At 71.3% G+C, this 21,869-nt stretch carries 20 protein-coding genes; 9 read left to right on the top strand and 11 right to left on the bottom strand.

Annotated features, from left to right (window positions below; all coding sequences use genetic code 11):
• Window positions 1-59 precede the first annotated feature (59 nt).
• The 4 genes from pstS to VXC91_RS11195 form a co-directional block, all read right to left on the bottom strand.
• Window positions 60-1,193, bottom strand: coding sequence for a phosphate ABC transporter substrate-binding protein PstS (pstS, locus tag VXC91_RS11210; protein ID WP_329506963.1), 1,134 nt, complete (start codon window positions 1,191-1,193; stop codon window positions 60-62).
• Between the two features lie 504 nt (window positions 1,194-1,697).
• On the bottom strand, window positions 1,698-2,111 hold the full coding sequence (locus VXC91_RS11205) for an NUDIX hydrolase (RefSeq protein ID WP_329506962.1): 414 nt from the start codon (window positions 2,109-2,111) through the stop codon (window positions 1,698-1,700).
• A 70-nt stretch (window positions 2,112-2,181) separates the two neighbouring features.
• A complete protein-coding gene (locus VXC91_RS11200; protein WP_329506961.1) occupies window positions 2,182-3,318 on the bottom strand; it encodes a CHAD domain-containing protein in 1,137 nt (378 codons plus the stop codon).
• The gene (locus tag VXC91_RS11195; protein WP_329506960.1) at window positions 3,299-5,578 is read right to left on the bottom strand and encodes an RNA degradosome polyphosphate kinase; all 2,280 of its coding nucleotides are present in this window, start codon (window positions 5,576-5,578) and stop codon (window positions 3,299-3,301) included. The genes VXC91_RS11200 and VXC91_RS11195 overlap by 20 nt, the downstream gene beginning before the upstream one ends.
• A 361-nt stretch (window positions 5,579-5,939) precedes the next feature.
• Here VXC91_RS11195 and VXC91_RS11190 point away from each other — a divergent pair, with 361 nt between their 5' ends.
• Genes VXC91_RS11190 through VXC91_RS11170 form a run of 5 tightly spaced genes read left to right on the top strand, consistent with a single transcriptional unit; the run spans window position 5,940 to window position 10,432 of the window.
• Window positions 5,940-6,479, top strand: a complete 540-nt coding sequence (locus VXC91_RS11190) for an RNA polymerase sigma factor (protein WP_329506959.1) — start codon at window positions 5,940-5,942, stop codon at window positions 6,477-6,479.
• Complete coding sequence (locus tag VXC91_RS11185; RefSeq protein WP_329506958.1) at window positions 6,476-7,348, top strand: zf-HC2 domain-containing protein; 873 nt, start codon at window positions 6,476-6,478, stop codon at window positions 7,346-7,348. Before VXC91_RS11190 ends, VXC91_RS11185 begins: the two co-directional genes overlap by 4 nt.
• Window positions 7,345-8,214, top strand: coding sequence for an ABC transporter ATP-binding protein (locus VXC91_RS11180; protein ID WP_329506957.1), 870 nt, complete (start codon window positions 7,345-7,347; stop codon window positions 8,212-8,214). Before VXC91_RS11185 ends, VXC91_RS11180 begins: the two co-directional genes overlap by 4 nt.
• Entirely contained in the window at window positions 8,211-9,755 is a 1,545-nt protein-coding gene (locus VXC91_RS11175; protein WP_329506956.1) for an ABC transporter permease, read from the top strand. The genes VXC91_RS11180 and VXC91_RS11175 overlap by 4 nt, the downstream gene beginning before the upstream one ends.
• Window positions 9,746-10,432, top strand: a complete 687-nt coding sequence (locus VXC91_RS11170; RefSeq protein ID WP_329506955.1) for an ABC transporter — start codon at window positions 9,746-9,748, stop codon at window positions 10,430-10,432. The genes VXC91_RS11175 and VXC91_RS11170 overlap by 10 nt, the downstream gene beginning before the upstream one ends.
• 30 nt (window positions 10,433-10,462) lie before the next feature.
• On the opposite strand, the gene mshD is transcribed toward VXC91_RS11170, so the two are convergent.
• The gene (gene mshD / locus VXC91_RS11165; protein WP_329506954.1) at window positions 10,463-11,401 is read right to left on the bottom strand and encodes a mycothiol synthase; all 939 of its coding nucleotides are present in this window, start codon (window positions 11,399-11,401) and stop codon (window positions 10,463-10,465) included.
• 216 nt (window positions 11,402-11,617) lie between these two features.
• Between mshD and VXC91_RS11160 the strand changes: the two genes are divergently transcribed.
• Window positions 11,618-13,408: a bifunctional metallophosphatase/5'-nucleotidase gene (locus VXC91_RS11160; protein WP_329506953.1), complete on the top strand. Its 1,791-nt coding sequence runs from the start codon at window positions 11,618-11,620 to the stop codon at window positions 13,406-13,408.
• 78 nt (window positions 13,409-13,486) lie between these two features.
• On the opposite strand, the gene VXC91_RS11155 is transcribed toward VXC91_RS11160, so the two are convergent.
• From VXC91_RS11155 to VXC91_RS11130, 6 genes are all read right to left on the bottom strand, one after another.
• The gene (locus VXC91_RS11155; RefSeq protein ID WP_329506952.1) at window positions 13,487-14,944 is read right to left on the bottom strand and encodes a sensor histidine kinase; all 1,458 of its coding nucleotides are present in this window, start codon (window positions 14,942-14,944) and stop codon (window positions 13,487-13,489) included.
• Window positions 14,941-15,672 (bottom strand): response regulator transcription factor, encoded by a 732-nt coding sequence (locus VXC91_RS11150; RefSeq protein WP_329506951.1) that lies wholly within the window; start codon window positions 15,670-15,672, stop codon window positions 14,941-14,943. Before VXC91_RS11150 ends, VXC91_RS11155 begins: the two co-directional genes overlap by 4 nt.
• A 126-nt stretch (window positions 15,673-15,798) precedes the next feature.
• Window positions 15,799-16,047: a hypothetical protein gene (locus VXC91_RS11145; protein WP_329506950.1), complete on the bottom strand. Its 249-nt coding sequence runs from the start codon at window positions 16,045-16,047 to the stop codon at window positions 15,799-15,801.
• Between the two features lie 37 nt (window positions 16,048-16,084).
• Complete coding sequence (locus VXC91_RS11140) at window positions 16,085-17,230, bottom strand: S1C family serine protease (RefSeq protein WP_329506949.1); 1,146 nt, start codon at window positions 17,228-17,230, stop codon at window positions 16,085-16,087.
• 209 nt (window positions 17,231-17,439) lie between these two features.
• Window positions 17,440-18,465 carry a LacI family DNA-binding transcriptional regulator gene (locus VXC91_RS11135; protein WP_329506948.1) on the bottom strand — a complete coding sequence of 342 codons (1,026 nt, stop codon included), beginning with the start codon at window positions 18,463-18,465 and terminating at the stop codon, window positions 17,440-17,442.
• A 49-nt stretch (window positions 18,466-18,514) separates the two neighbouring features.
• Complete coding sequence (locus tag VXC91_RS11130; RefSeq protein WP_329506947.1) at window positions 18,515-19,330, bottom strand: response regulator transcription factor; 816 nt, start codon at window positions 19,328-19,330, stop codon at window positions 18,515-18,517.
• Between the two features lie 286 nt (window positions 19,331-19,616).
• Between VXC91_RS11130 and VXC91_RS11125 the strand changes: the two genes are divergently transcribed.
• The 3 genes from VXC91_RS11125 to VXC91_RS11115 are packed head-to-tail and all read left to right on the top strand — an operon-like array spanning window position 19,617 to window position 21,839.
• On the top strand, window positions 19,617-20,471 hold the full coding sequence (locus VXC91_RS11125; protein ID WP_329506946.1) for an alpha/beta hydrolase: 855 nt from the start codon (window positions 19,617-19,619) through the stop codon (window positions 20,469-20,471).
• A gap of 37 nt (window positions 20,472-20,508) precedes the next feature.
• Window positions 20,509-20,763 carry a MoaD/ThiS family protein gene (locus VXC91_RS11120; protein ID WP_329506988.1) on the top strand — a complete coding sequence of 85 codons (255 nt, stop codon included), beginning with the start codon at window positions 20,509-20,511 and terminating at the stop codon, window positions 20,761-20,763.
• An 8-nt stretch (window positions 20,764-20,771) separates the two neighbouring features.
• Window positions 20,772-21,839: a hypothetical protein gene (locus tag VXC91_RS11115; protein WP_329506945.1), complete on the top strand. Its 1,068-nt coding sequence runs from the start codon at window positions 20,772-20,774 to the stop codon at window positions 21,837-21,839.
• Window positions 21,840-21,869 lie beyond the last annotated feature (30 nt).

Raw genomic sequence — 21,869 nt, 5'->3', positions numbered from 1 at the left:
CGGCGGTGCACCGGACGGTGCGGTCCGGCCCCGTGGTGGGACCGGACCGCACTCTCAGGTCAGCTCAGGCCCTCGATGGTGGTGCGGACCTTGGAGATGATCGCGTCGGGGATCGGCGCGTAGCTGGCGTCGGCGAGGATCTTCTGGCCGTCCTCGCTGGCGATGTAGCGCAGGAATGCCTTGGTGGCGGGCAGGGTGTCGGCCTTGTTGCCCTTGTCGCAGGCGATCTCGTAGGTGACCAGGACCATCGGGTAGGCACCGTCGGCCTTGGTGTTGTAGTTCAGCTTCAGGGACAGGTCCTGGCCGGTGCCGACGACCTTGGCGTCCGCGATCGCCTTGGTGGCGTTGTCGACGTTGGCCGCGACCGGGGCGGAGGCACCCGTGTCGATCTGGACCGTGCTCATGTCCTTGGCGTACGACAGCTCGAAGTAGCCGATGGCGCCGGCCGTCTGCTTGACCTGCTGGGCAACACCCGAGGACTGCGGAGCGGACTGGCCACCCGGAGCCTCCCAGGCCTTGCCACCCTCGTACTTGCCCCAGATGGACGGAGCCGCGGCCTTCAGGTACTTGGTGAAGTTGTCCGTGGTGCCGGACTCGTCCGAGCGGTGGAAGGCCTGGATCTTGGTGGAGGGAAGCTTCGCGTTCGGGTTCAGCTTCTTGATCTCCGGGGCGTCCCAGGTCTTGATCTGGTTGTTGAAGATCCCGGCGATGGTCTTGGCGTCCAGGACCAGGTTGTCGACGCCCGGCAGGTTGTAGCCGAGGGCGATCGGGCCGCCGACCATCGGGAGGTCGATGCCCTGGCCGCCGCTGCAGACCTTCTTGGAGGCCGTGACCTCTTCGGGCTTGAGGGCGGAGTCGGAGCCGGCGAAGGCGAGCTGGCCCTGGTTGAAGGACGTCACACCGGCGCCGGAGCCGCCGGCCTTGTAGTTGATCTGCACGCCGCAGGCCTGGCTGAACTGGGCAACCCACGCGTCGATCGCGTTCTTCTGCGCGGAGGAGCCGTCGGCGAGGAGCTGGCCCTTGGCGTCGTCACACTTGATCGAGCTCGCGTTGGCCGTCGACGACGACGAGGCGCTGCTGCCGCCACTCTTGTCGCTCGTGTCGTCGGAACCGCACGCCGTGAGGGCCAGGGCGCCGGAGACCGCGAGAGCACCGAGGGTGATGGCCCGCCGGTTCATGCGCTGAAGCTTCACTTTCGGGAGTTCCTTCCTGAAGCCGCCGTCCTGTTCGGCGGCGTGCGAAGTATGAGTGATGCGGGCGCGTATTCCAGGTCGCGCTCGCCATCAGGTAAGGCCGAAATTAGGCAGAACAGGTGAAGCCGCTTATGGCCGAAGGTGAACGGGGGGTGAACCCCTGTGGTCGGTGTGGTTAGGTCACGGAACGCTTACATCGAGGACACGGGGGGGTCCCGGGTGACGCCCCGGCTTTCGTCACTCTGCGCAACCGGATCGGCCCGCTCAGGTACGGGCGGTCCCGTTGTTCCGGAACACTTCGCCGGTTCCGGAATGCTCCTTCGTCCCTGCCATGAGGGGGCCGCAGCGGGCCCTGTGAGGGAACGGCGGATGAGAGATGTCCAAGACCCAAGTTAGTGGCCACCGGTGCGGCGAGCACGGCGTCGCCCCCGGGCACCACGGCGAACTCGGCATGCGGAGCGCTCCGGGCGGCGGAGCGGCCCTTCGACCTACGACGACATGCGACTACGTGAGGTTCAGCGCGTTCAGCAACGCGTCGACCAGGTCCCGGTCGCGCGGCTGGGTCAGGCGGTGTCTGGCGGCCGTCGGCGGGAGCCAGAGAACGCGGTCGACTTCGTTGTTCGGGGTGAAGGAACCGCGCGCCGCCTCGGCCGCCCAGTAGTGGACCTCCTTGGGGCGGCCGTTCGCCACGTAGTGCGCGGTGGGCAGGCGCGCTCCGGGCACCGCGTGATAGCCCGTCTCCTCCTCGACCTCCCGCAACGCACCCGCAAGGGGGTCCTCGCCCCGTTTGAGTTTGCCCTTCGGGTGGGACCAGTCGTCGTACTTCGGCCGGTGGACCAGACAGATCTCCAGCTCGCCGTCGACGGGCGAGCGGCGCCACAGGACGCAGCCCGCCGCGCGGATGGTGTCGTCGGTCATCAGGTGCTCCGGCTCCTCTCCGTGCCGTCGTACGAGTGCCTCTTCGTGGAGGCGCCTGACGAACCGGCGCCTAGGGAGTCACCACGGTCTGCTTCTGCCACGCCTGCTGGAAGGCGAAGCGGGCCGCCTCCACCTCGTGGCGCTGGTCGGCGTGCAGCACGCCGAGCGCGTACGCCGTCGCCGGGGCGATGCGCGGAGTGCGCGCCGCGGCGGCCGCCGCGGCGGCCGCTTCGGCGGCGTCCCGGTGCCGGTTCAGCGCCTGACCGGCCGCCAGCAGCCGTACGTCGACGGCCGTGTCCGCCCCGCACAGCACCTCACGGGCGTAGCGGTGCAGTCGCAGCAGCAGCCGGACCTGGTGCCAGGGGCCGTCCTGCGGGTGCGGGGACGGGTCCGGCGAGAGTCCGTGGATCAGGGCCTCCGCGTTGTACGGGTGGCCCGCGGTGACCAGCGGCAGCGCGGCCACCGCGTCGCACAGCCGCTCCTCGGCCGCCGCGGCCAGCGGGCCCAGGTCGGCGTCGGCCGCGGCGGACGTGAGCGGGACCTCGCTGGCGAGGACGGCGACGCTGTCCGCCACCGCGTGGAAGCGGCTCGACCCGAGGGCCTGCAGAGCCGCGGAGTGCGCACGCGTCCGGGCCAGGGTCAGCTGGCGCTCGAGCAGGGCGCCCGCCTTCGCCGCGCCGACGGTCAGATTGCCTCGCTCCGGTACCGCGGGCTGGGTGCGAGGACCGGCGCCAGCCGGTTCCGCGCCGCTCGCCGACTGCGCGGGGAAGACCGACGAGCCCGACAGCCGGTGCAGGGCCAGGAGCAGCCGCTCGAGCCGGACCGCGTACGCGTGCTCGCGGGCCAGCGTGCCCGAGAGCCAGGCGAGCTCGGGACGCATCGCCTCGGACCAGTCGGCGTCGAGGAGCGGCCGGAACGTGTGCAGGGTGCCGCTGATGCGGCGGGCCGAGCGACGCAGGGCCAGTGCCGCGTCGCCGGAGTCCTCCGTGCCGCCGTCCTCGGCTCTCGATTCCTCCCCCGCTTTCGACTTCGCCCGGGCGGGAACACCGCCATGAGCGGGGGGACCCCCGGCCGCACCGTTCTCCCGGTGCTGCCGCAACGAGCGCAGGAACTCCATGGCCTGGGCCCGCAGGTAGCCCGCGAGGGCGTCCCCGGACGTCGGCCCGGCCGTGGGGTCGGTGGGGGGATCAAGGTGTTGCTGTGCCACGCCGGCGCCTCCGGGCGTCTATGAGCATCTCCTGGATGTTCCGCAGAGGCTGGCCGTCCGCGTCGGTGGCGTGACGGGTCCACTCGCCGTCCGGGCCAAGGTGCCAGGAGGACGTGGTGTCGGACATACCGGTCTCCAGGAGCCGGTTGAGGGCTGCCCGGTGTGCCGGGTCGGCCACCCTGACGAGTGCCTCGATGCGGCGGTCGAGGTTGCGGTGCATCATGTCGGCGCTGCCGATCCACACCTCGGGCTCGCCTCCGTTGCCGAAGACGAAGACCCGGGAGTGTTCGAGGAAGCGGCCGAGGACGGACCGTACACGTATGTTCTCGGACAGGCCGGTGACGCCCGGGCGCAGCGCGCAGATGCCGCGCACCCATACGTCGACCGGGACGCCGGCCTGCGACGCGCGGTAGAGGGAGTCGACGGTCGCTTCGTCCACCATCGAGTTGACCTTGATGCGGATGCCCGCGGGCCGGCCGGCCCGGTGGTGCTGGATCTCCTTGTTGATCCGTGAGATCAGGCCGTCGCGCAGGGACTTGGGGGCGACCAGCAGCCGGCGGTAGGTCTCTCGGCGCGAGTAGCCCGACAGCCTGTTGAAGAGGTCGGACAGGTCCGCGCCGACCTGCTGGTCCGCGGTCAGCAGCCCCAGGTCCTCGTACAGACGTGCGGTCTTCGGGTGGTAGTTGCCCGTGCCGACGTGGCTGTAGCGGCGGAGCGTTTCGCCTTCCTGCCGCACGACGAGCGACAGCTTGCAGTGCGTCTTCAGGCCGACGAGCCCGTACACCACATGGCAGCCCGCCTCCTCCAGCTTGCGGGCCCACTTGATGTTGGCCTGCTCGTCGAAGCGGGCCTTGATCTCGACCAGCACGAGGACCTGCTTGCCGGACTCGGCGGCGTCGATCAGCGCGTCGACGATCGGCGAGGTCTCCGACGTCCGGTAGAGCGTCTGCTTGATGGCGAGGACGTCCGGGTCGGCGGCTGCCTGCTCCAGGAAGGCCTGGACGGAGGTGGAGAAGCTGTCGTACGGGTGGTGCAGCAGGACGTCGCGCTCCCGCAGCGCCGCGAAGATGTCGGGGGCCGACGCCGACTCGACCTCGGCGAGGTCGCGGTGGGTGCCCGCGACGAACTTCGGGTACTTCAGCTCGGGCCGGTCGAGGTTGGCGATGGCGAAGAGGCCGGTCAGGTCCAGCGGGCCGGGCAGCGGGTACACCTCGGCCTCGGAGATCTTCAGCTCGCGGACGAGCAGGTCGAGCACGTACCGGTCGATGGACTCCTCGACCTCGAGGCGCACCGGCGGCCCGAAGCGACGCCGCATGAGCTCCTTCTCCAGGGCCTGGAGCAGGTTCTCGGCGTCGTCCTCCTCGACCTCGAGGTCTTCGTTGCGGGTGATCCGGAAGGTGTGGTGCTCCAGCACCTCCATGCCTGGGAACAGCTCCTCCAGGTGCGCGGCGATGACGTCCTCGATGGGGACGTATCGCTGCGGGGAGGCCTCCAGGAAGCGGGAGAGCAGCGGCGGGACCTTGACGCGAGCGAAGTGGCGGTGGCCGGAGACCGGGTTGCGCACGACGACCGCGAGGTTGAGCGAGAGTCCCGAGATGTACGGGAAGGGGTGCGCGGGGTCGACGGCCAGTGGGGTCAGGACCGGGAAGATCTGGTGGCGGAAGAGCGTGAAGAGACGCGCCTGCTCCTTCTCGGTCAGCTCGTTCCAGCGGACCAGTTGGATGCCCTCGTCGGACAGGGCGGGGGCGACGTCCTCGTGGAAACAGGCCGCCTGCCGGGCCATGAGCTCGCGGGAGCGGGCCCAGATCATCTCCAGCACCTCGCGGGGCTGGAGACCGGACGCCGACCGGCTGGCGACACCGGTGGCGATGCGGCGCTTCAGACCGGCCACCCGGACCATGAAGAACTCGTCCAGGTTGCTGGCGAAGATCGCCAGGAACTTCGCCCGCTCGAGAAGGGGCGTGTTCGGGTCCTCGGCCAATTCGAGCACACGTTCGTTGAACTGGAGCCAGCTGCGCTCCCGGTCGAGGAATCGGCCCTGGGGCAGCTGGGCTCCCTCGGTCACCTCGTACGACGAGAGGTCGGCGTCGATGTCCGGTTCCAGCTCCGAGACCGTCGCGGCCACGGTGTGCGGGCGATGCGCGGCGATGGACCCTACGGAGGGCTGCTGGTGCTGCTTGTTCGCGCGGCCCGAAGGCTCTCCATCACCCGGGGCGGTGGGGGACGTGTCGGCCGGTGCCTGGGCTTTTTGCTGGCTCATAGACCTATTCTTCCGCGCCGGCCGGGTGACGGGCGCGTCGGAGAGCCGGGGTGGCGGCGCGGCGAAGGCACGACCGCGCCCCGCACCGGCCCCGTTCTCCGAGGGGGGTGTGTGTTCTGGCGCGGCGGCGTTCATTGGCCGAGCGTCGCAAGTCCGTCTGAATCAATGGTTACGGCGACATGACGTGCGGGATAGCGGGGAGGGGCTCGCGGACGTCTACGGCGGCGCTGAGGCGTACGGGGGCACTGTAAGACCGGCGTGCGCCGTCCCTGACCGGGGGGTGTGGGGCGGCTCGTCCTGTGCCGCCGAAAATCTTCTCTCAGACGTGAACCGGTCGCGGGGGCTCGTCCGATGAAGGGGCGTGAGGGAAACGAGAAGTGACGGGGAGCTGCTGCGTGCCGCGGCAGACGGGGACCGTCGCGCCTTCGAGGAGCTGTACCGGCGGTATGCGCCGTGGCTCACGGCACGGCTCCGTGGCCGGTGCGCCGACCCGGGGGTCGTGGACGACGTCGTGCAGGAGACCTTCCTGGCCGTCTGGCGCGGCACCGCGCGCCACCACGAGGACGGTGACGTGGCCGGCTGGCTGTGGCGCGTCGGCGCCCGGCGGCTGGTGGACGCGCTGCGCGGCGACGGTGCCCGCGGTCGGCTGCGCCAGACGCTGGCCCGGCTGCGGCACCGGCACGAGGCCTCCGCGGAGGAGCGCGTCCTGGCGGGAGTGGAGCACGGCGACCTGGCGGGGGCCCTGACCAGGCTCTCGCCCGAGCTGCGGGCCGTCCTCCAGGCGACGGTGATCGACGGACTGACGACCAGGGAGGCGGCCGTGCTGCTCGGCATTCCCCCCGGCACCGTCAAGACACGGGCGCTGCGTGCACGCAAGCGGTTGCGGGAGGAGCTGGCATGAGGGACGAGAAGCACGAGGGCACCGGATGGCACGCGGACACCGACGACCTCCGCGCCTATGCGCACGGCGAGCTGCAGGCCCCGCGGCTATGGTCCGTCGACACACACCTGGTCGCGTGCGCGACCTGCCGTGACGCTCTCGCCGAGGTCGGCGACCCGCTGGCCATGCACATCGGCTGGGAGCGCCTCGATGCCGAGCTTGACGCGCCCAGGCCGGGTGCCGTCGAGGGACTGCTGATGCGGATCGGGGTCGCGGATCACACTGCGCGGCTGCTCGCCGCGACACCCGTGCTGCGAACCTCCTGGCTGGGCGCGGTCCTGCTGGTCCTGGCCATGACCGTGGCCAGTGTGTACACGTCGGACTCGCCCGCCCTGTTCCTGGCCCTGGCCCCCCTGCTGCCCCTGGCGGGCGTCGCGCTGTCCTACGGCCCGGCTCTCGACCCGACCCACGAGCTGGCGGTCGTCGCTCCGCTGCACGGCTTCCGCCTGCTGATGACCCGCACGGTCGCGGTGCTCGTCGCGAGCCTGGGACTGAACGGGCTGGCGACGCTGGCCATCCCCGGGTACGGGCTGCGCGCCCTGGCCTGGCTGCTGCCGGCCCTGGCGCTGACCGCGACGGGGCTCGCGCTGACCGCCCGGCTCGGCCCGGTTCTGGCACCCGCCCTGGTCAGCGGAGGGTGGGTCGCCCTGCTAGTGGTGGCCAAGGCGACCGCCAACGGGATGCTCGCGCCTTTCACGGGGCTGGGCCAGGGTGCCGCGGCGGCGATCGCCGTGATCGCAGCCGTCGTGCTGCACCGCGTGCGTGACCGATTCGACGCCTCGCCGGCCCACGCTCCCTTCACTGACTTCGCCCACAGGAGCACCTCATGACCAGTGCCCCCACCGTCTCAGCCGCCGGCCTGACTCTCCGCTGCGGTCGCACGGCCGCTCTGGACGATGTCACTTTCCGCCTGCACGAGGGCGTGACCGGCCTGCTCGGGCCCAACGGCGCGGGCAAGACGTCCCTGCTGCGGGTGCTCGCCACCGCCGTGCCCGCCGACCGGGGCGCGTTCACCGTCCTGGGGCACGAACCGGGCACGGCCGCCGGACGCCGGGAGATGCGGCGCCGGCTCGGCTATCTGCCGCAGAACCCGGGCTTCCACCCCGAATTCACGGCCTTCGCGTTCGTCGACTACGTGGCGATCCTCAAGGAGCTCACCGACCGGGGCGCACGCCACCGCGAGGTGCGGCGTGTGCTCGAGGCCGTCGACCTCTCCGACGTGCGGGGCAAGCGCATCAAGCGGCTCTCCGGCGGTATGCGTCAGCGGGTCGCCCTCGCCGCCGCACTCGTCGGCGACCCGGGCCTGCTGCTGCTCGACGAACCGACCGTCGGCCTCGACCCGGAGCAGCGCATGCGGTTCCGGGAGCTGATCGCCGACGCGGGTGAGAGCCGCACGGTGCTGCTGTCCACCCATCAGACCGAGGACGTGGCCATGCTCTGCCACCGTGTGATCGTCATGGCCCGAGGCCGTGTCCGCTTCGCGGGCACCCCGGCCGAGTTGACCGCGAAGGCGGAGGGCCGGGTCTGGACCAGCACGGAACGCGACCCGGGCGCCCGCGCAGGCTGGCGCACGGGTCTGGGTACGTTCCGGAACGTCGGCGATCCGCCGAAGGGCGCCGATCTCCTCGAACCCACCCTGGAGGACGGCTACTTGCTCGTCCTGGACGGAGAGCCCGCGGAGGTGGCGTCCGTATGAGCACGGTCATCGACGAGCCCTCCGTGGTCTCCGTACCCGCGCGGGCCGGCCGTCACTCGGCCCCCGCTGTCGTCGCCCTCGCCCGCTTCGAGGCCCGCGAACTCTTCCTCACGATCCCGGTGTTCGTGTTCTTCACGCTCTACGTCGGCTCCACGGCCTGGAAGTTGCTCGTCACCCGGGACGGCATGGACGACTTCCCCATCCTCCAGAACGCCGATCGTGCCACGCAGTCCGGCACGATGATCCTCGGTATCGCATGCCTCATATGTGTGCACGTCGCCGCGCTGCGGTCCCGGCGCCACGGTACGGACCGGCACTTCGACATCCTGGTCATGGAGCCCTGGCGGCGCACGGTGGCACATGTGCTGTCCGTGGTGCCGTTCGCGGCGGTCACCGCGGTGGTCGCCGCCGTCGAGTACGGCTGGGCGGCGCTGAAGCCAGGTGCCGTGGGCCATGGATCGATGGCCGAACTGGCTGTGGCGCCCCTCGTGGTGCTCCTGTGCGGCGCCCTGGGAGTGCTCATCGCGCGGCTCTACGCCAGCCTGGCCGGCGGTCCGCTCTTCGTGGTCGTGGGGTTCGCCACGTTCATGGTCGCCTCCTCCGTCACTGGCGGGCGGGTGCACTGGCTGAACTGGCTGCAGCCGGTCTTCACCGAGGACGGCTCCTCGCCGGTCCCCTCCGATGTCCTGGGCCGTCCGGCCGCCTGGCACGCCCTGTACCTGGCGGGCCTGACCGCACTGATGCTGTGCCTCGCGGTCCTGCTCAGCGGGGGACGCACGCGGATGCTGAAGGCGCTCACGATCGTCGCGCTCGGTGCCACGGCCACGGGGATCGCCGGACAGTCCCCGAGTCACGGGGCCGCCCTGACCACGGCCCGTGCGCAGCTGAGCCGTATGCCGCAGACGGTCCAGTCGTGCGTGGCGCACGGCCGGTCGACGTACTGCTCCTTCCCGGAGTGGACCGCCTGGCGGGACGACTGGGCCCGGGTCGTCGACCGTGTCCAGGACCTCGCGGGCGGCAGCGCCGGAGGGGCGCGCCTGACGATCCGGCAGCGGATACCGGTCCTCTACGACCTGAGCACCGACTCCGCCATCGCCCCTCTGCGCACACCGGGCGAGGTCACGGTCGGTACACGCTGGGGCGGCAGCCGGGTCCCCGAGTTCGCCGTCGGGGTGGCGTCGGTCCTCGTCGCCGGCGACGAGGAGGCCGTCTCGGGTATGTGCGACGCCCGCGTGGTGACCGTGATGTGGCTGGCGCTGGCGGCGCAGGACGACCCGATGGCCGCGTTGCGCACGGTCCGCCTGGACGGCGGCGCCAACGGCTCGGCCGTCGTCATGACCCCCACGGAACCACTCTCCATGAGTGCCGAGCAGGCCCGGATCGTCCGGGAACTGCTGCGGCGTCCCCTCCACAGCGTCACGGCCAGGGTGAAGGCCCACTGGACGGAGCTGACGTCCCCGACGACATCGCAGGCGCGGGTGGCGGAGCTGCTCGGAGTGCCCCCGGCAAGGGGGGCCGGGAAGGGGGAGACGTGCGAGTAGTAGCGGAGCGGGCGCAGAGACGCGCGGCGATCCGTGCCCTTCTTCCGCCGGTGGGGCGCAGCCTGCCCTGGCGACTGCTCGGTGCAGCCGCCGGGCTGGGCCTCGTCCTGGCCGGGGTCACCCGGCTGGTACCCGGTGGGTCCGGCACCGCACCCGCCCTCGTCCTGCTGAGGTCGGTCGCGATCGCCTTCGCCCTAGGGGCGGCGTTCCTGCTGGACGACCCGGCACGGCACATCACCGCGGTGGTGCTGTGCCGGCGGGCGCTGCGGACCGGACTGCGGATGGTGCTCGTCGTCCCGCTCGCCGCGGTGAGCTGGACGGGGGCCCTGCTCCTCGTGCCCCGGGGGATACGGCCCCCGGCCGAGGACGTGAGTCTGGAGGCGGCGGTGCTCACGGCCCTGGCGCTCACCACTGCGGCAGCCATCGTGCGCTGCACCGATGAGCCGCAGCCGGGACCGGGTGTGGCGGCCGCCCTGCTCGCGGGCACGGCGCTCGCGATGCTGCTGCCCGGGCGCTGGGCCCTGTTTGTTGCGGTGGGAGCCCCCGGCTGGACGGCGGCCCATCAACGGTGGGCGGCGCTCCTGGTGATCACGGTGCTCTTGGGCGCGGCGCTCCTGCCGGAGCCGATCCGCCGACGCCGGACCTCGCTCCGCGCCCCTCGCCGGTCTCAGCGGTGAGGCCACCGCCCGGCCGACGGCCCGCGCGCCTCACGTCTCCGTGCGGTACATCAGATCCGTCTCGTAGGTCGTGAAGCCCAGCCGCTCGTAGACCGCCAGCGCGGCCTTGTTGTCCACGTCGACATACAGCATGGCGGTGGGCAGGCCCTGGGCGGCGAGGTGTCGCAGGCCGATCGTGGTGAGGGCACGGCCGAGACCGCCGCCCTGGGCGCCGGGGCGGACGCCGAGTACGTAGACCTCGCCGAGCTCCTCCTCCGCATGGACCTTCGTCCAGTGGAAGCCGATGAGCTCGGGGCCGTGTTCGCCCTTGCGCTCCGCGAGGAAGAAGCCCTGCGGGTCGAACCACGGCTCGGCCTTGCGGTCGTCGAGGTCGCGCTGGGTGAGGGAGCCCTGCTCAGGGTGGTGGGCGAAGGCCGCCGCGTTGACGGTGAGCCAGGCCGCGTCGTCCTGGCCGGGCACGAAGGTGCGCACGGTGACGCCGTCCGGCAGCCCCGGCTCGGGCAGGTCGAGATCGGTCAACGGGCGGCGCAGCTGGCGCAGTTCACGGAAGAGGGAGAGGCCGAGGACCTGGGCGAGGTGCCGGGCGGCCGAGTGACCGCCGTGCGCCCAGACCCGCAGCCGCTTGCCGGAGACGGCAAGGAGCGCGGAGCCCAGTGCCCGGCCGTGCCCGTGGCCACGGTACGAGGGGTGCACGACCAGCTCGGCGGCCGGGGCCTCCACCGGGTCCGTGTCCTCCAGCTGTGCGTAGCCGATGAGCGTGTCGCCCACCGACAGCAGCAGATGGGACACCCCGTCCCGCTCACCGCCGCGCAACTGCAGACGTCCCTGTTCGGACACGGCCTGCTGGCCGTCGACCCGGGCGGCTTCGGCGAGCAGCGCGAGCACGGCCTCGGTCTGTTCGGGCGAGAGCTCCGGGACGGTCTCGAGGGAGCGGGGCAGTGCCTGGCGGGCGGTGTCGTCGCTGGTCATGGGTACGAGGGTACGGGGCGGACCGGGGAAAAGGGAGGCAAAGGCAACGCGCTTGTAACCCTGAACCCCCTGTTGCGCTACGCGCGTTGATCCTAGGCTGCCCGAATGGCCGCCTTGGCACGCTCTTTACACAACGCGCGCACAGGCAGCCGGCCGCACACATGAGGCCGGCTCCGCGCACGCGGCCGGCTGCGCGCACTACACCGAGGGGGGCACATGCCGCCGACCTACCGGCACAGACGTCTTCACCGCATCCTCGGGGCGGCCGCCGGCCTGGCCACCATCGGCGCCCTGGTGGCGGCGCTGCCGGCCGGCGCCCAGGGCAGCACGTCCGGGCACCGGCTCCCCGGCCGCTACCAGGACCTTCAGCTGCTGTCCTTCAACGACCTGCACGGCAATCTGGAGCCGCCGGCCGGATCCTCGGGACGGGTGACCGAGCAGGAGGAGGACGGCACCACCAAGACCATCGACGCGGGCGGCGTGGAGTACCTCGCCACGCATCTGCGCGAGGCCCGCAAGGGCAACCCCTACTCGATCACGGCCGCCGCAGGTGACATGGTCGGCGCCTCGCCGCTGATCTCCGGACTGTTCCACGACGAGCCGACCATCGACGCGCTCAACAAGCTGGACCTGGACGTCACCAGCGTGGGCAACCACGAGTTCGACGAGGGCGCCGGGGAACTGGCCCGGCTGCAGAACGGCGGCTGCCACCCTACGGACGGCTGCTACGACGCGGGCAGCAAGTTCCAGGGGGCGAACTTCCCCTACCTCGCCGCGAACGTGACATCCGAGAAGACCGACAAGCCGATCCTCAACCCGTACTGGGTGTGGAGGAAGAACGGCGTCAAGGTCGGCTTCATCGGCGTGACGCTGGAGGGCACTCCGGACATCGTCTCCGCGGAAGGCGTCAAGGGCCTGAAGTTCGGCGACGAGGTGGAGACGATCAACAAGTACGCCAAGGTGCTCCAGCGGCAGGGCGTCCAGTCGATCGTCGCCCTGATCCACGAGGGCGGGGCGCCCGCGTCCGGCGCCTACAACTACGACTGCGACAGCCCGGGTGCGGGCGACGGCATCTCCGGCCCGATCGTCGACATCGCCCAGCACGTCACCCCTGCCGTGGACGCACTGGTCACCGGCCACACCCACCAGGCGTATGTGTGCACGATCGACGACCCGGCGGGCCACCCGCGCATGGTGACGTCGGCTTCCTCGTTCGGCCGTCTGTACACGGACACGACGCTGACGTACGACCGCTGGACCGGCGACATCGCACGAACGGCCGTCACCTCGGCCAACCACGTGGTGACCCGGGACGTCGCCAAGGCCCCCGACATGACGGACCTGATCACGAAGTGGAAGACGCTCGCCGCGCCCATCGCCTCCCGTCCCATCGGCTACATCGCGGGTGAGATCGGCAACAGCGGTGCCGAGTCCCCGATGGGCGACCTGATCGCGGACGCGCAGCTGGCGTACGCCAAGTCCCTCGACCCCGAGGCGGACCTCGCCCTGATGAACCCCGGTGGCATCCGCGCGTCGCTCACCTACGCCGCGAGCGGCGGCGAGGGCGACGGCGTCGTGACGTACGGGGAGGCGTACACGGTCCAGCCGTTCTCCAACACGGTGAACCTGGTCGACCTGAGGGGCGCCCAGCTGATCACCGCGCTGCAGCAGCAGGTCAGCGGCGCGAACGAGGCCTCGCCGAAGATCCTTCAGGTGTCGGGCGGCCTGGCCTACACCCTCGACCTGACGAAGTCGGGTGCCGCGCGGGTGGTCGTGGACTCCGTCAAGCTGAACGGCACGGCGATCGACCCGGCGGCCACCTACCGCGTCGCGATGAACTCCTTCCTCGCGGGCGGCGGCGACGGCTTCGCGGAGCTCGGCAAGGGCTCGAACATGCTGGTCGGCGGGGACGACCTGGCCGCGTTCGAGGGGTATCTGACGGCCAACTCGTCGGCCTCGGCACCCTATCCGGTGCCGGCGGCCGACCGGATCACGGTCGTGCGGTGACCGGAGTGCGCTGATCGAAGGCCCGCCCCCGTCCCTCGACGGGGGCGGGGCCTGCCGGTTCGACCGGACTGGTGCACATCAGGCGAGTTCGTGCCGGCCCGTCTCCGGCAGCGGCGTCGGCGCCCCCGGCAGCCGTACCGTCGCCACGGTGCCGCCGCCTTCCGCCGGCGTCAGGGACACGTCGCCGCCCACCTGCTGGACCGTGCGGGCCACGATCGACAGGCCGAGGCCCGAGCCGGGCAGCGCCCGGGCGCTCGGGGAACGCCAGAAGCGGTCGAAGACGTGCGGAAGTTCCTCCGCCGCGATGCCGGGTCCGTGGTCGCGGACGGTCAGTACACCGTTCGCCAGCGCGACCTCGATCGTGCCGCCTTCGGGGCTGAACTTCACTGCGTTGTCGAGGACGTTGACCATCGCCCGCTCCAGCGTGGCCGGCTCCGCCTGTACGTACCACGGCTGAAGGCTCGTCATGATCGTCAGCGCCGGGCCGCGCAGCCTCGCCCGGACCAGCGCGGTTTCGACGATGTCCTGCCACTCCACGATCTGCGTCTTGCCCGTGTGCTGTCCCTTCTCCGGCCGCGACAGCTCCTGCAGGTCGCCGATGAGCGAGGCCAGCTCGGTCATCTGCGCCTTCACCGAGGCGAGCAGTGCCTTGCGGTCCTCCGGCGGGATCGGGCGGCCCGTCTCCTCGCTGCGGCTGAGGAGTTCGATGTTCGTCCGCAGCGACGTGAGCGGCGTCCGCAGCTCGTGGCCCGCGTCCGCGATCAGCTGCTGCTGCAGTTCACGGGAGTTGGCCAGGGCCGAGGTCATCGAGTTGAAGGAGCGGGAGAGACGGGCGATCTCGTCCTCGCTGTGCTCCTCCACGGGGATACGGGTGGTCAGGTCCTCGGTCCGGGCGATGTGCTCGACGGCCTCGGTGAGCTTGTCGACGGGGCGCAGACCGGCGCGGGCGACCGCCAGACCGACGGCACCGGCGCCCACGACTCCGAGCCCGGACACGATGAGGAGAAGCACGGCCAGGTCGTTGAGCGTCTTGTCGGTGTCCTTGAGCGGGTACGCCAGGAGCAGGGCGCTGTCGGGCTGCAGTTGCGGCCCCCCCAGACCGTCGCTGATCAGGGGCGTCGTCAACACCCGAACCGGCCTGCCCTTGCTGTCCGTGCTGTTGTGGAGGACACCCTTGGTCGGGTTCTTGGCGATGTCGATGTCGCTGCCCGTGACCTCGACGACACCTGCCGAGTTCGGGTAGACGCAGACATCGCCACTCGTATTGATCACCTGCGTGTAGTAGGTGCCGGGCTCCGGACCGCGCTCGTCCTGCGGGGACGGCGTGGTCGTGCAGTCGTTCAGGACGCTGGCCAGTCCCCCGGCCCGGACCGGACCGCTCGCGCTCTTCAGGTTGTTGTCCACCTGCTCGTACAGCTTGCCCTGCACGACGAACCAGCAGCTCACCGACACCGCCGCCACCCCGAACGCCACGGCCGCCGCCACCAGCAGAGCCAGCCGGGAGCGAAGCGGAAGGGACCGGAACCGCTTGATCACTCGGCGCCGCCCTGCCGCAGGACGTACCCCACTCCGCGGACGGTGTGCACGAGGCGAGGCTCGCCGCCCGCCTCCGTCTTGCGGCGAAGGTACATCACGTAGACGTCGAGGGAGTTCGACGACGGTTCGAAGTCGAAGCCCCATACGGCCTTCAGGATCTGCTCTCGGGTCAGCACCTGGCGCGGATGGGCCATGAACATCTCCAGGAGCGTGAACTCGGTCCGGGTCAGCTCCACCGGCCGCCCGCCCCGTGTGACCTCACGCGTGGCGAGGTCCATACGGAGGTCGGCGAACGTCAGCGCCTCGTCCTCCGGAGCGCCGACCGTCACGGCCGCGTACGAGCTGCGGCGCAGCAGGGCACGGACACGGGCGAACAGCTCGTCCAGCTCGAACGGCTTGACCAGGTAGTCGTCGGCCCCGGCGTCGAGACCGGTGACGCGGTCTCCGACCGTGTCGCGGGCCGTGAGCATGAGGATGGGTGTGGTGGTGCCCGCGCCGCGCATCCTGCGGGCGGCAGTGAGACCGTCCATGCGCGGCATCTGGATGTCCAGGACGACCAGGTCCGGCTGATACGCGGTCGCCTTCTCCAGCGCGTCCGCGCCGTCCACGGCGACCTCGGTGTCGTAGCCCTCGAAGGCGAGGCTGCGCTGGAGTGCTTCACGCACCGCCGGCTCGTCGTCGACGATCAGGATGCGCTGCGATTCACGGTCGCCTTCGGCGGGGCTCATGGGGTGGAGTGTCCTCGAGGTGGATGGGTGGGGCTGAACGCATTCAGCCTCGCACGTTTCCCGGCCGGGACGGGAAGGGCGGCTCGGGCTTTTCGCCGGGGACCCCCGAGCCGTACGGCACTCGGCTCAGCCGAGCACCGCGGTGAGCCGGCTCAGCGGCACCTTGCGGCGGTGGGGGCGTGCGGCGCTGGTGCGCAGGCCCATGAGCTGCGGGACCGCCACTTCCGGCAGCCGCATCTCGCGTGAGGGGGCCTCGTAGGGCTTCGGCACCCGCTTCATCGACGGTGCGTGGAGTTCGTACGCCACGGCGAGGGCCAGGGCGACCCCGGCGGGGGCGATGGGGGCGGTGGCCTCGTGCAGAACCTGCTTGATCATGTCGTACTCCTTACCGGTCGCCCGGCGGGAGACTCGCTCAGCTCTGGGAGCCGGAGCGCAGCTTCGCCAGGTCGGACTTGACGGTGTTGATCGGGATGGCGAAACCCAAGCCGACGCTGCCGGCGCTCGACGAGGTCGAGTCGGAAGCGGCCGAGTACATCGCCGAGTTGATGCCGATGATGTTTCCGTTCATGTCGATCAGGGCGCCGCCGGAGTTGCCCGGGTTCAGGGACGCGTCCGTCTGGATCGCCTTGTACGTGGTGGTGGACGAGCCCGTGTCGCCGTTGAAGTGCCGGCCGCCGAACTCGAACGGCCACTGGTCGTTGCCCTGGCCCTGCCCCTGGTTGTCGTCGGTCGAGACGGTGACGTCGCGATCGAGGGCGGAGACGATGCCGCTGGTGACCGTACCGGTCAGGCCTTCGGGGGAGCCGATCGCCACGACCTGGTCGCCGACCTGGATACCGTCGGAGTTGCCGAGTGTGGCGGTCTTCAGGCCGGAGGCGCCGTCCAGCTTGATCAGCGCCATGTCCTTCCTGCTGTCGGTGCCCACGATCTGTGCGCGGTACGACGTGCCGTTGCTCGTCGTCACCTTGATCGAGGAGGCGCCCGAGACGACGTGGTTGTTGGTGATGATCTCGCCGTTGCCGGTGATGACCACGCCGGACCCGGTCGACTCGCCGGCGTTCGACGCCGCGTTGATCTCCACGATGCTCGGGCTGACCGCGGCGGCCACTCCGGCCACCGTGCCCCTCTTGCTCGACGGCACCACGGTGGTGCTGGTGGAGCTGGAGGGGACCGTGCCCTTGCCGGTCAGCTCCTGGATGCCGTAGGCCGTGCCGCCGCCGACGGCCGCGGCGACGATCGCCACGGAGGCGACGAGGGCGAGCGGACCCTTGGCGCGCTTCTTCGGCGTCCCGGGCTCGGCGGGGACCGCAGCGTGGGGCGCCGTGCCACCGCCGTCGCCCGCACCGCCGTGTCCGGTGGCGGCGGGGTATGCGGGCTGCTGACCCGGCCAGACCGTGGTCCCCGGCTCGACGGTCACCGGCGGGACCGGCTGGTACGCCGGCGGAGGCGGCCACTCGGGGTTCACGGGGGAAGAGGCGTGCTGCCGGGGGTATGCGAACTGGTGCCCGTCACCCTCGGGGTGCTCGTACTCGCCGCTGCGGCGGAAGCTCTCGGTCATGTAATAGAGGGTGTCCCGGGATCATGAGAGCCACCTGAGTCGTCCCTGAGAAGCCCGACAGAACCGCGTATGCCCGATATAAAGACGCCTCGGAGCCCTTCTGGCCCGGAGGCCGGGGGTCCCGTGGGAGGGGCGGGCTGCAACCGATCCGACCCGCTGTTCCGAGCACTCCGGGCGTGCGCCCTCCGGCTGCCGCGGCCGGGGCCGGTTCAGCCCTCGCAGCCGCAGGAACGCCGTACGACCAGCCTGGACGGGAACAGCTTCAGACGCTCCCGCCGCGATCCCGCGACCCGCAGGCCGTCGTCCAGGACCAGGTCCACGGCCGCCCGGGCCATCCCTGAGCGGTCTGAGGCGACGGTCGTCAGCGGGGGGTCGGTCAGCGCGGCTTCCTTGACGTCGTCGAAGCCCGCCACCGCCAGCTCCCCCGGCACATCGATGCGCAGCTCGCGCGCCGCGCGCAGCACGCCGATCGCCTGGTCGTCGGTGGAGCAGAAGATGGCCGGCGGACGGTTGGGGCCGGACAGCAGCTCCAGGCCCACCTGGTAGGCGTCGTAGCGGTTGTACGGTGCCTCGAAGAGCCGGCCCTCCGTGGGGATCCCGGCCTCCTGCATCGCCCGCCGCCAGCCCTCGACGTGGTCGGAGACCGGGTCGCCGACCGCCGGGGTCTCCGCGGTACCACCCATACAGGCGACGTACGCGTAGCCGTGCTCCAGGAGGTGGCGGACGGCGAGCTGTGCCCCGCCGAGGTCGTCCGTGACGACCGCGACGTCGTCGATCGCCTCGGGCCGCTCGTGCAGCAGCACCACCCGGGCGTCCCACGCCTCGATCTCGGCGGCGGCGTGGTCGTTGAGCGCGTGGCTGACCAGGATCAGCCCCGAGACGCGCATACCGAGAAAGGCCCGCAGATAGTGGACCTCGCGCTCGGCCACGTAGTCGGTGTTGCCGACGAGGACCATCTTTCCGCGTTCGGCGGCGGCCTGCTCGACCGCGTGCGTCATCTCCCCGAAGAAGGGCTGGCGCGCATCGGGGACGATCATGCCTATGAGGTCCGTGCGCCGGGACGCCATGGCCTGGGCGACCCGGTCGGGCCGGTACCCCAGTTCCTTGATCGCGGCGAGTACGCGCTCGCGCGTGGCCGGGGCGACCGGCCGGGGTCCGTTGTTGATGACATAGCTGACGACGGCGGTGGAAGTACCCGCCAGCCGCGCCACATCGTCCCGAGTCACCTTGGCCACGCGCGGAGTCTACGCGGATGGACCGGCCCTGGGCAGGGCGTACGCGGTTCTATGCCTCAGCCGTGACCTCGGCCCCGGACAGGGAGGCCATCTCGCCCGCATCCTCCGCCTTTGACCGGGTGGCCTTGGCCTTCGCCTCTCCCCTGCTCTCGGCTTCGCTCGAACGGGAGGCGCCCCCGCCGGAGCGCTCCGCCTTCTCCGGGGTGACGAAGCGGTAACCGACGTTCCGGACGGTGCCGATCAGCGACTCGTGCTCGGGCCCGAGCTTGGCGCGCAGCCGCCGTACGTGCACGTCGACCGTGCGCGTTCCGCCGAAGTAGTCGTAGCCCCAGACCTCCTGCAGCAGCTGGGCGCGGGTGAAGACGCGGCCCGGGTGCTGCGCGAGGTACTTCAGGAGCTCGAACTCCTTGAAGGTGAGGTCGAGGACACGGCCCTTGAGCTTGGCGCTGTAGGTCGCCTCGTCCACGGACAGGTCGCCGTTGCGGATCTCCATCGGGGAGTCGTCGTTGACGATCTGCTGGCGGCCCATGGCCAGGCGGAGGCGGGCCTCCACCTCGGCGGGTCCCGCGGAGTCCAGCAGGACGTCGTCGATGCCCCAGTCGGCGGTGACGGCCGCGAGGCCGCCCTCGGTGACGACGAGGACGAGGGGACAGCCGGGTCCGGTGGACCGCAGCAGCTGGCACAGGCTGCGCACCTGCGGAAGGTCGCGTCGTCCGTCGATCAGGATGACGTCGGCGCCCGGGGTGTCGACGAGAGCGGGGCCTTCCGCCGGAGCCACTCGCACGTTGTGCAGGAGCAGGCCGAGAGCGGGAAGCACCTCCGTCGACGGCTGAAGGGCATTGGTCAGGAGCAGCAGAGAACTCATCGCACCCCACCGGCCTCGGTCGTCATACGTTCGTGCACGGTTCGCTCGCCCATAGCTTCTGGTTCCTCCTCGGTCCCTGCGAGTGGGGGTACCTCCCACGCCCTTCGGGCAGTGAGGGAGCCTTCGGCACAGCTTCGTACGGTGCGAATCCCGCGCCGCTGGGACCCGCTGTGCGTTCGACGGCCCGTACACCTGCGGTTTCCCGCTTCGTATACAACGCTTCCGAAAGCACAAAAGGACCCGGGGGCTACGCTGCCCGAGTCCTCTCCCCAGCAGAATAGCCCACATGAGCATTGGTCCGGCAGGTCATATGGCACGATCCACGGTTCGTCCGAAGTGTGAGACGGCACGGCGGGGCCCTCTGCGGACGTTGCTGCACACGGTCGACGGGGTGCCGATCGACGCCGCATACGATCCGGGCTCCTTCGTGCACAACACCGGACGTGCACCTTCCGGCCACCTCGAGGATCTTGCGATCGTGGTGGCCCACGGTTTCACAGGCGATCTGGAACGGCCCCATGTCCGCCGGGTGGCGGGTGTTCTCGCCCACTACGGCGCCGTGGTCACGTTCTCCTTCCGGGGCCACGGTGGGTCGGGGGGACGGTCGACGGTCGGCGACCGCGAGGTGTACGACCTCGCGGCCGCGGTGGAGTGGGCGCGCAGTCTCGGGCACGCGCGGGTGGTGACCGTCGGGTTCTCCATGGGCGGGTCCGTGGTGCTGCGGCACGCGGCACAGCACCTGGGGGACGCAAGCACGGACGCCGTGGTGGCCGTGAGCGCTCCCGCGCGCTGGTACTACCGGGGCACGGCCCCCATGCGGAGGCTGCACTGGCTGGTGACCCGGCGCGCGGGGCGCCTGCTGGGCCGCTACGGGTTGCGCACCCGCATCCACCACCGCGACTGGGACCCGGTCCCCGCCTCACCGGTGGAGTCGGTCCCCTTGATCGCACCGACCCCGCTGCTGATCGTCCACGGCGACCAGGACGGCTATTTCCCCCTCGACCACCCCCGGATGCTGGCCGCCGCGGCCCCCGGCCACGCCGAACTGTGGCTGGAGCCCGGCATGGGCCACGCCGAGCACGCCAGCGACGACGCACTGATGGCGAGGATCGGGGCGTGGGTGGTCTCCCGCGCGGGCTAGCCTGACGGTGTTCACCACGACCGAGCTGAGGAAGCAGATGGCAAAAGGCACGGTGCGCTACTGGGCCGCCGCCAAGGCCGCGGCAGGGACCGCCGAGGAGCCGTACGACGCGACCACACTCGCGGAGGCGCTCGAAGCAGCCCGCGGTCGACACCCCGGCGAACTCGTCCGCGTCCTGCGGCGATGCTCCTTCCTCGTCGACAGTGACCCCGTCGGGACCCGTGAGCACGAGACGGTACGGCTGGCCGAGGGCGGCACGGTCGAGGTGCTCCCGCCGTTCGCAGGAGGATGAGCGCAGCGATGAGCAACCAGCCGTACGAGGGCTACGACGCGGGCTACGACCCCCACCAGCGGCAGCCTGGGCAGCAGGAGTGGTACGACCCGAACACCGGGTACCCGCAGCAGCCCTCGGCCTACCCGCAGCACTGGGACGGACGGGCGTACGGGTCCGCGCAGCCGCTGCCGCCGGAGTCCCAGTACGACCCCCACGGCTACGCGGCGCCCGGCGTCGGCGGCCTCGCCCATTCCTCCGGCCCCGGCGGGACGACGGCCCGCGGCGGTGGCGGTACGCAGACCACGACGCCGCCCGCAGTACCCCCCGTCGACATCTCCCGCCTCCCCGCCAACCAGCGGGCCCGGCTGGAAGGGCGTTCGCCGATCATCGAGCCCGGGCTGCAGCCCGCCGCGCTGACCGCCGCGCTCGGGGCGCTGCTCGCCGGTGCCGCGGCCCTCGGGACGTACGCCCTCGTGCTTCCCCTCGTGATCCTGCAGGGCGTGACAGCCGCGGGATGGTTCCGGCTGAACGGCATGTGGCCCGCCAGGCAGGGGATCGCCCTGGCGTTCCTGGGAGCCGTGACCGCGGACGTCGCGGTGCTCGTGGCCGGCCGCGAGCAGGCGCCCGCCGCGATCGTCGGCGCCGGCGTGTGGGTGCTGCTCGCCCTCGTCCTGCAGCTTCGGTCGCACGCCGACCCGGACACCCGGATGCACGGCCTGATGGCGACCGTCGCCTCGGCCGCCCTGTCGATCATCGCGGCCGGGTACCTCGCGGCCGAGCCGGACGCCGTCACCGTCGGCGCCGTCGCCGTCGCCGTGGCGGTCCTGGCGCGGGTGCTGCCGCTGCCGACCGCGGCCTCGGTGGTCGTGGCCCTGCTGGCGGCGGCGGGCGCGGGCATCGCGATGGGGGACGCCACGGGCCTGGGCACGTCCGGTGCCTTCCTCGGCCTGGGCGCGGGCGCCTGCGCGCTGATCGGCCACCGGGTCGCCTCCTACGACTACCCCTCCCGCTTCGTCCACTTCACGGCGGGCGTCGCCCTGCCGCTGACGGCGGCGGCTCCGGTGATCTATCTGCTGGGGCGTGCCATCGGCTAGCCAGTGCTGTGGCCGGAAAGGTTCACCGGC

Source organism: Streptomyces chiangmaiensis, assembly GCF_036281785.1.
Taxonomy (GTDB): domain Bacteria; phylum Actinomycetota; class Actinomycetes; order Streptomycetales; family Streptomycetaceae; genus Streptomyces; species Streptomyces chiangmaiensis.
Note: the sequence above shows the minus strand (reverse complement) of the source record. Positions and strands in the feature narration are given on the sequence as shown.

Excerpts from the sequence above, each read along its gene's own strand:
- VXC91_RS11115 (WP_329506945.1), top strand. The coding sequence starts at position 20,772 with ATGAGCAACCAGCCGTACGAGGGCTACGACGCGGGCTACGACCCCCAC.
- VXC91_RS11205 (WP_329506962.1), bottom strand. The coding sequence starts at position 2,111 with ATGACCGACGACACCATCCGCGCGGCGGGCTGCGTCCTGTGGCGCCGC.
- VXC91_RS11130 (WP_329506947.1), bottom strand. The coding sequence starts at position 19,330 with ATGAGTTCTCTGCTGCTCCTGACCAATGCCCTTCAGCCGTCGACGGAG.
- VXC91_RS11120 (WP_329506988.1), top strand. The coding sequence starts at position 20,509 with ATGGCAAAAGGCACGGTGCGCTACTGGGCCGCCGCCAAGGCCGCGGCA.
- mshD (WP_329506954.1), bottom strand. The coding sequence starts at position 11,401 with ATGACCAGCGACGACACCGCCCGCCAGGCACTGCCCCGCTCCCTCGAG.
- VXC91_RS11150 (WP_329506951.1), bottom strand. The coding sequence starts at position 15,672 with ATGAGCCCCGCCGAAGGCGACCGTGAATCGCAGCGCATCCTGATCGTC.
- VXC91_RS11185 (WP_329506958.1), top strand. The coding sequence starts at position 6,476 with ATGAGGGACGAGAAGCACGAGGGCACCGGATGGCACGCGGACACCGAC.
- VXC91_RS11175 (WP_329506956.1), top strand. The coding sequence starts at position 8,211 with ATGAGCACGGTCATCGACGAGCCCTCCGTGGTCTCCGTACCCGCGCGG.
- VXC91_RS11140 (WP_329506949.1), bottom strand. The coding sequence starts at position 17,230 with ATGACCGAGAGCTTCCGCCGCAGCGGCGAGTACGAGCACCCCGAGGGT.
- VXC91_RS11145 (WP_329506950.1), bottom strand. The coding sequence starts at position 16,047 with ATGATCAAGCAGGTTCTGCACGAGGCCACCGCCCCCATCGCCCCCGCC.
- VXC91_RS11195 (WP_329506960.1), bottom strand. The coding sequence starts at position 5,578 with ATGAGCCAGCAAAAAGCCCAGGCACCGGCCGACACGTCCCCCACCGCC.
- VXC91_RS11125 (WP_329506946.1), top strand. The coding sequence starts at position 19,617 with ATGAGCATTGGTCCGGCAGGTCATATGGCACGATCCACGGTTCGTCCG.
- VXC91_RS11180 (WP_329506957.1), top strand. The coding sequence starts at position 7,345 with ATGACCAGTGCCCCCACCGTCTCAGCCGCCGGCCTGACTCTCCGCTGC.
- VXC91_RS11160 (WP_329506953.1), top strand. The coding sequence starts at position 11,618 with ATGCCGCCGACCTACCGGCACAGACGTCTTCACCGCATCCTCGGGGCG.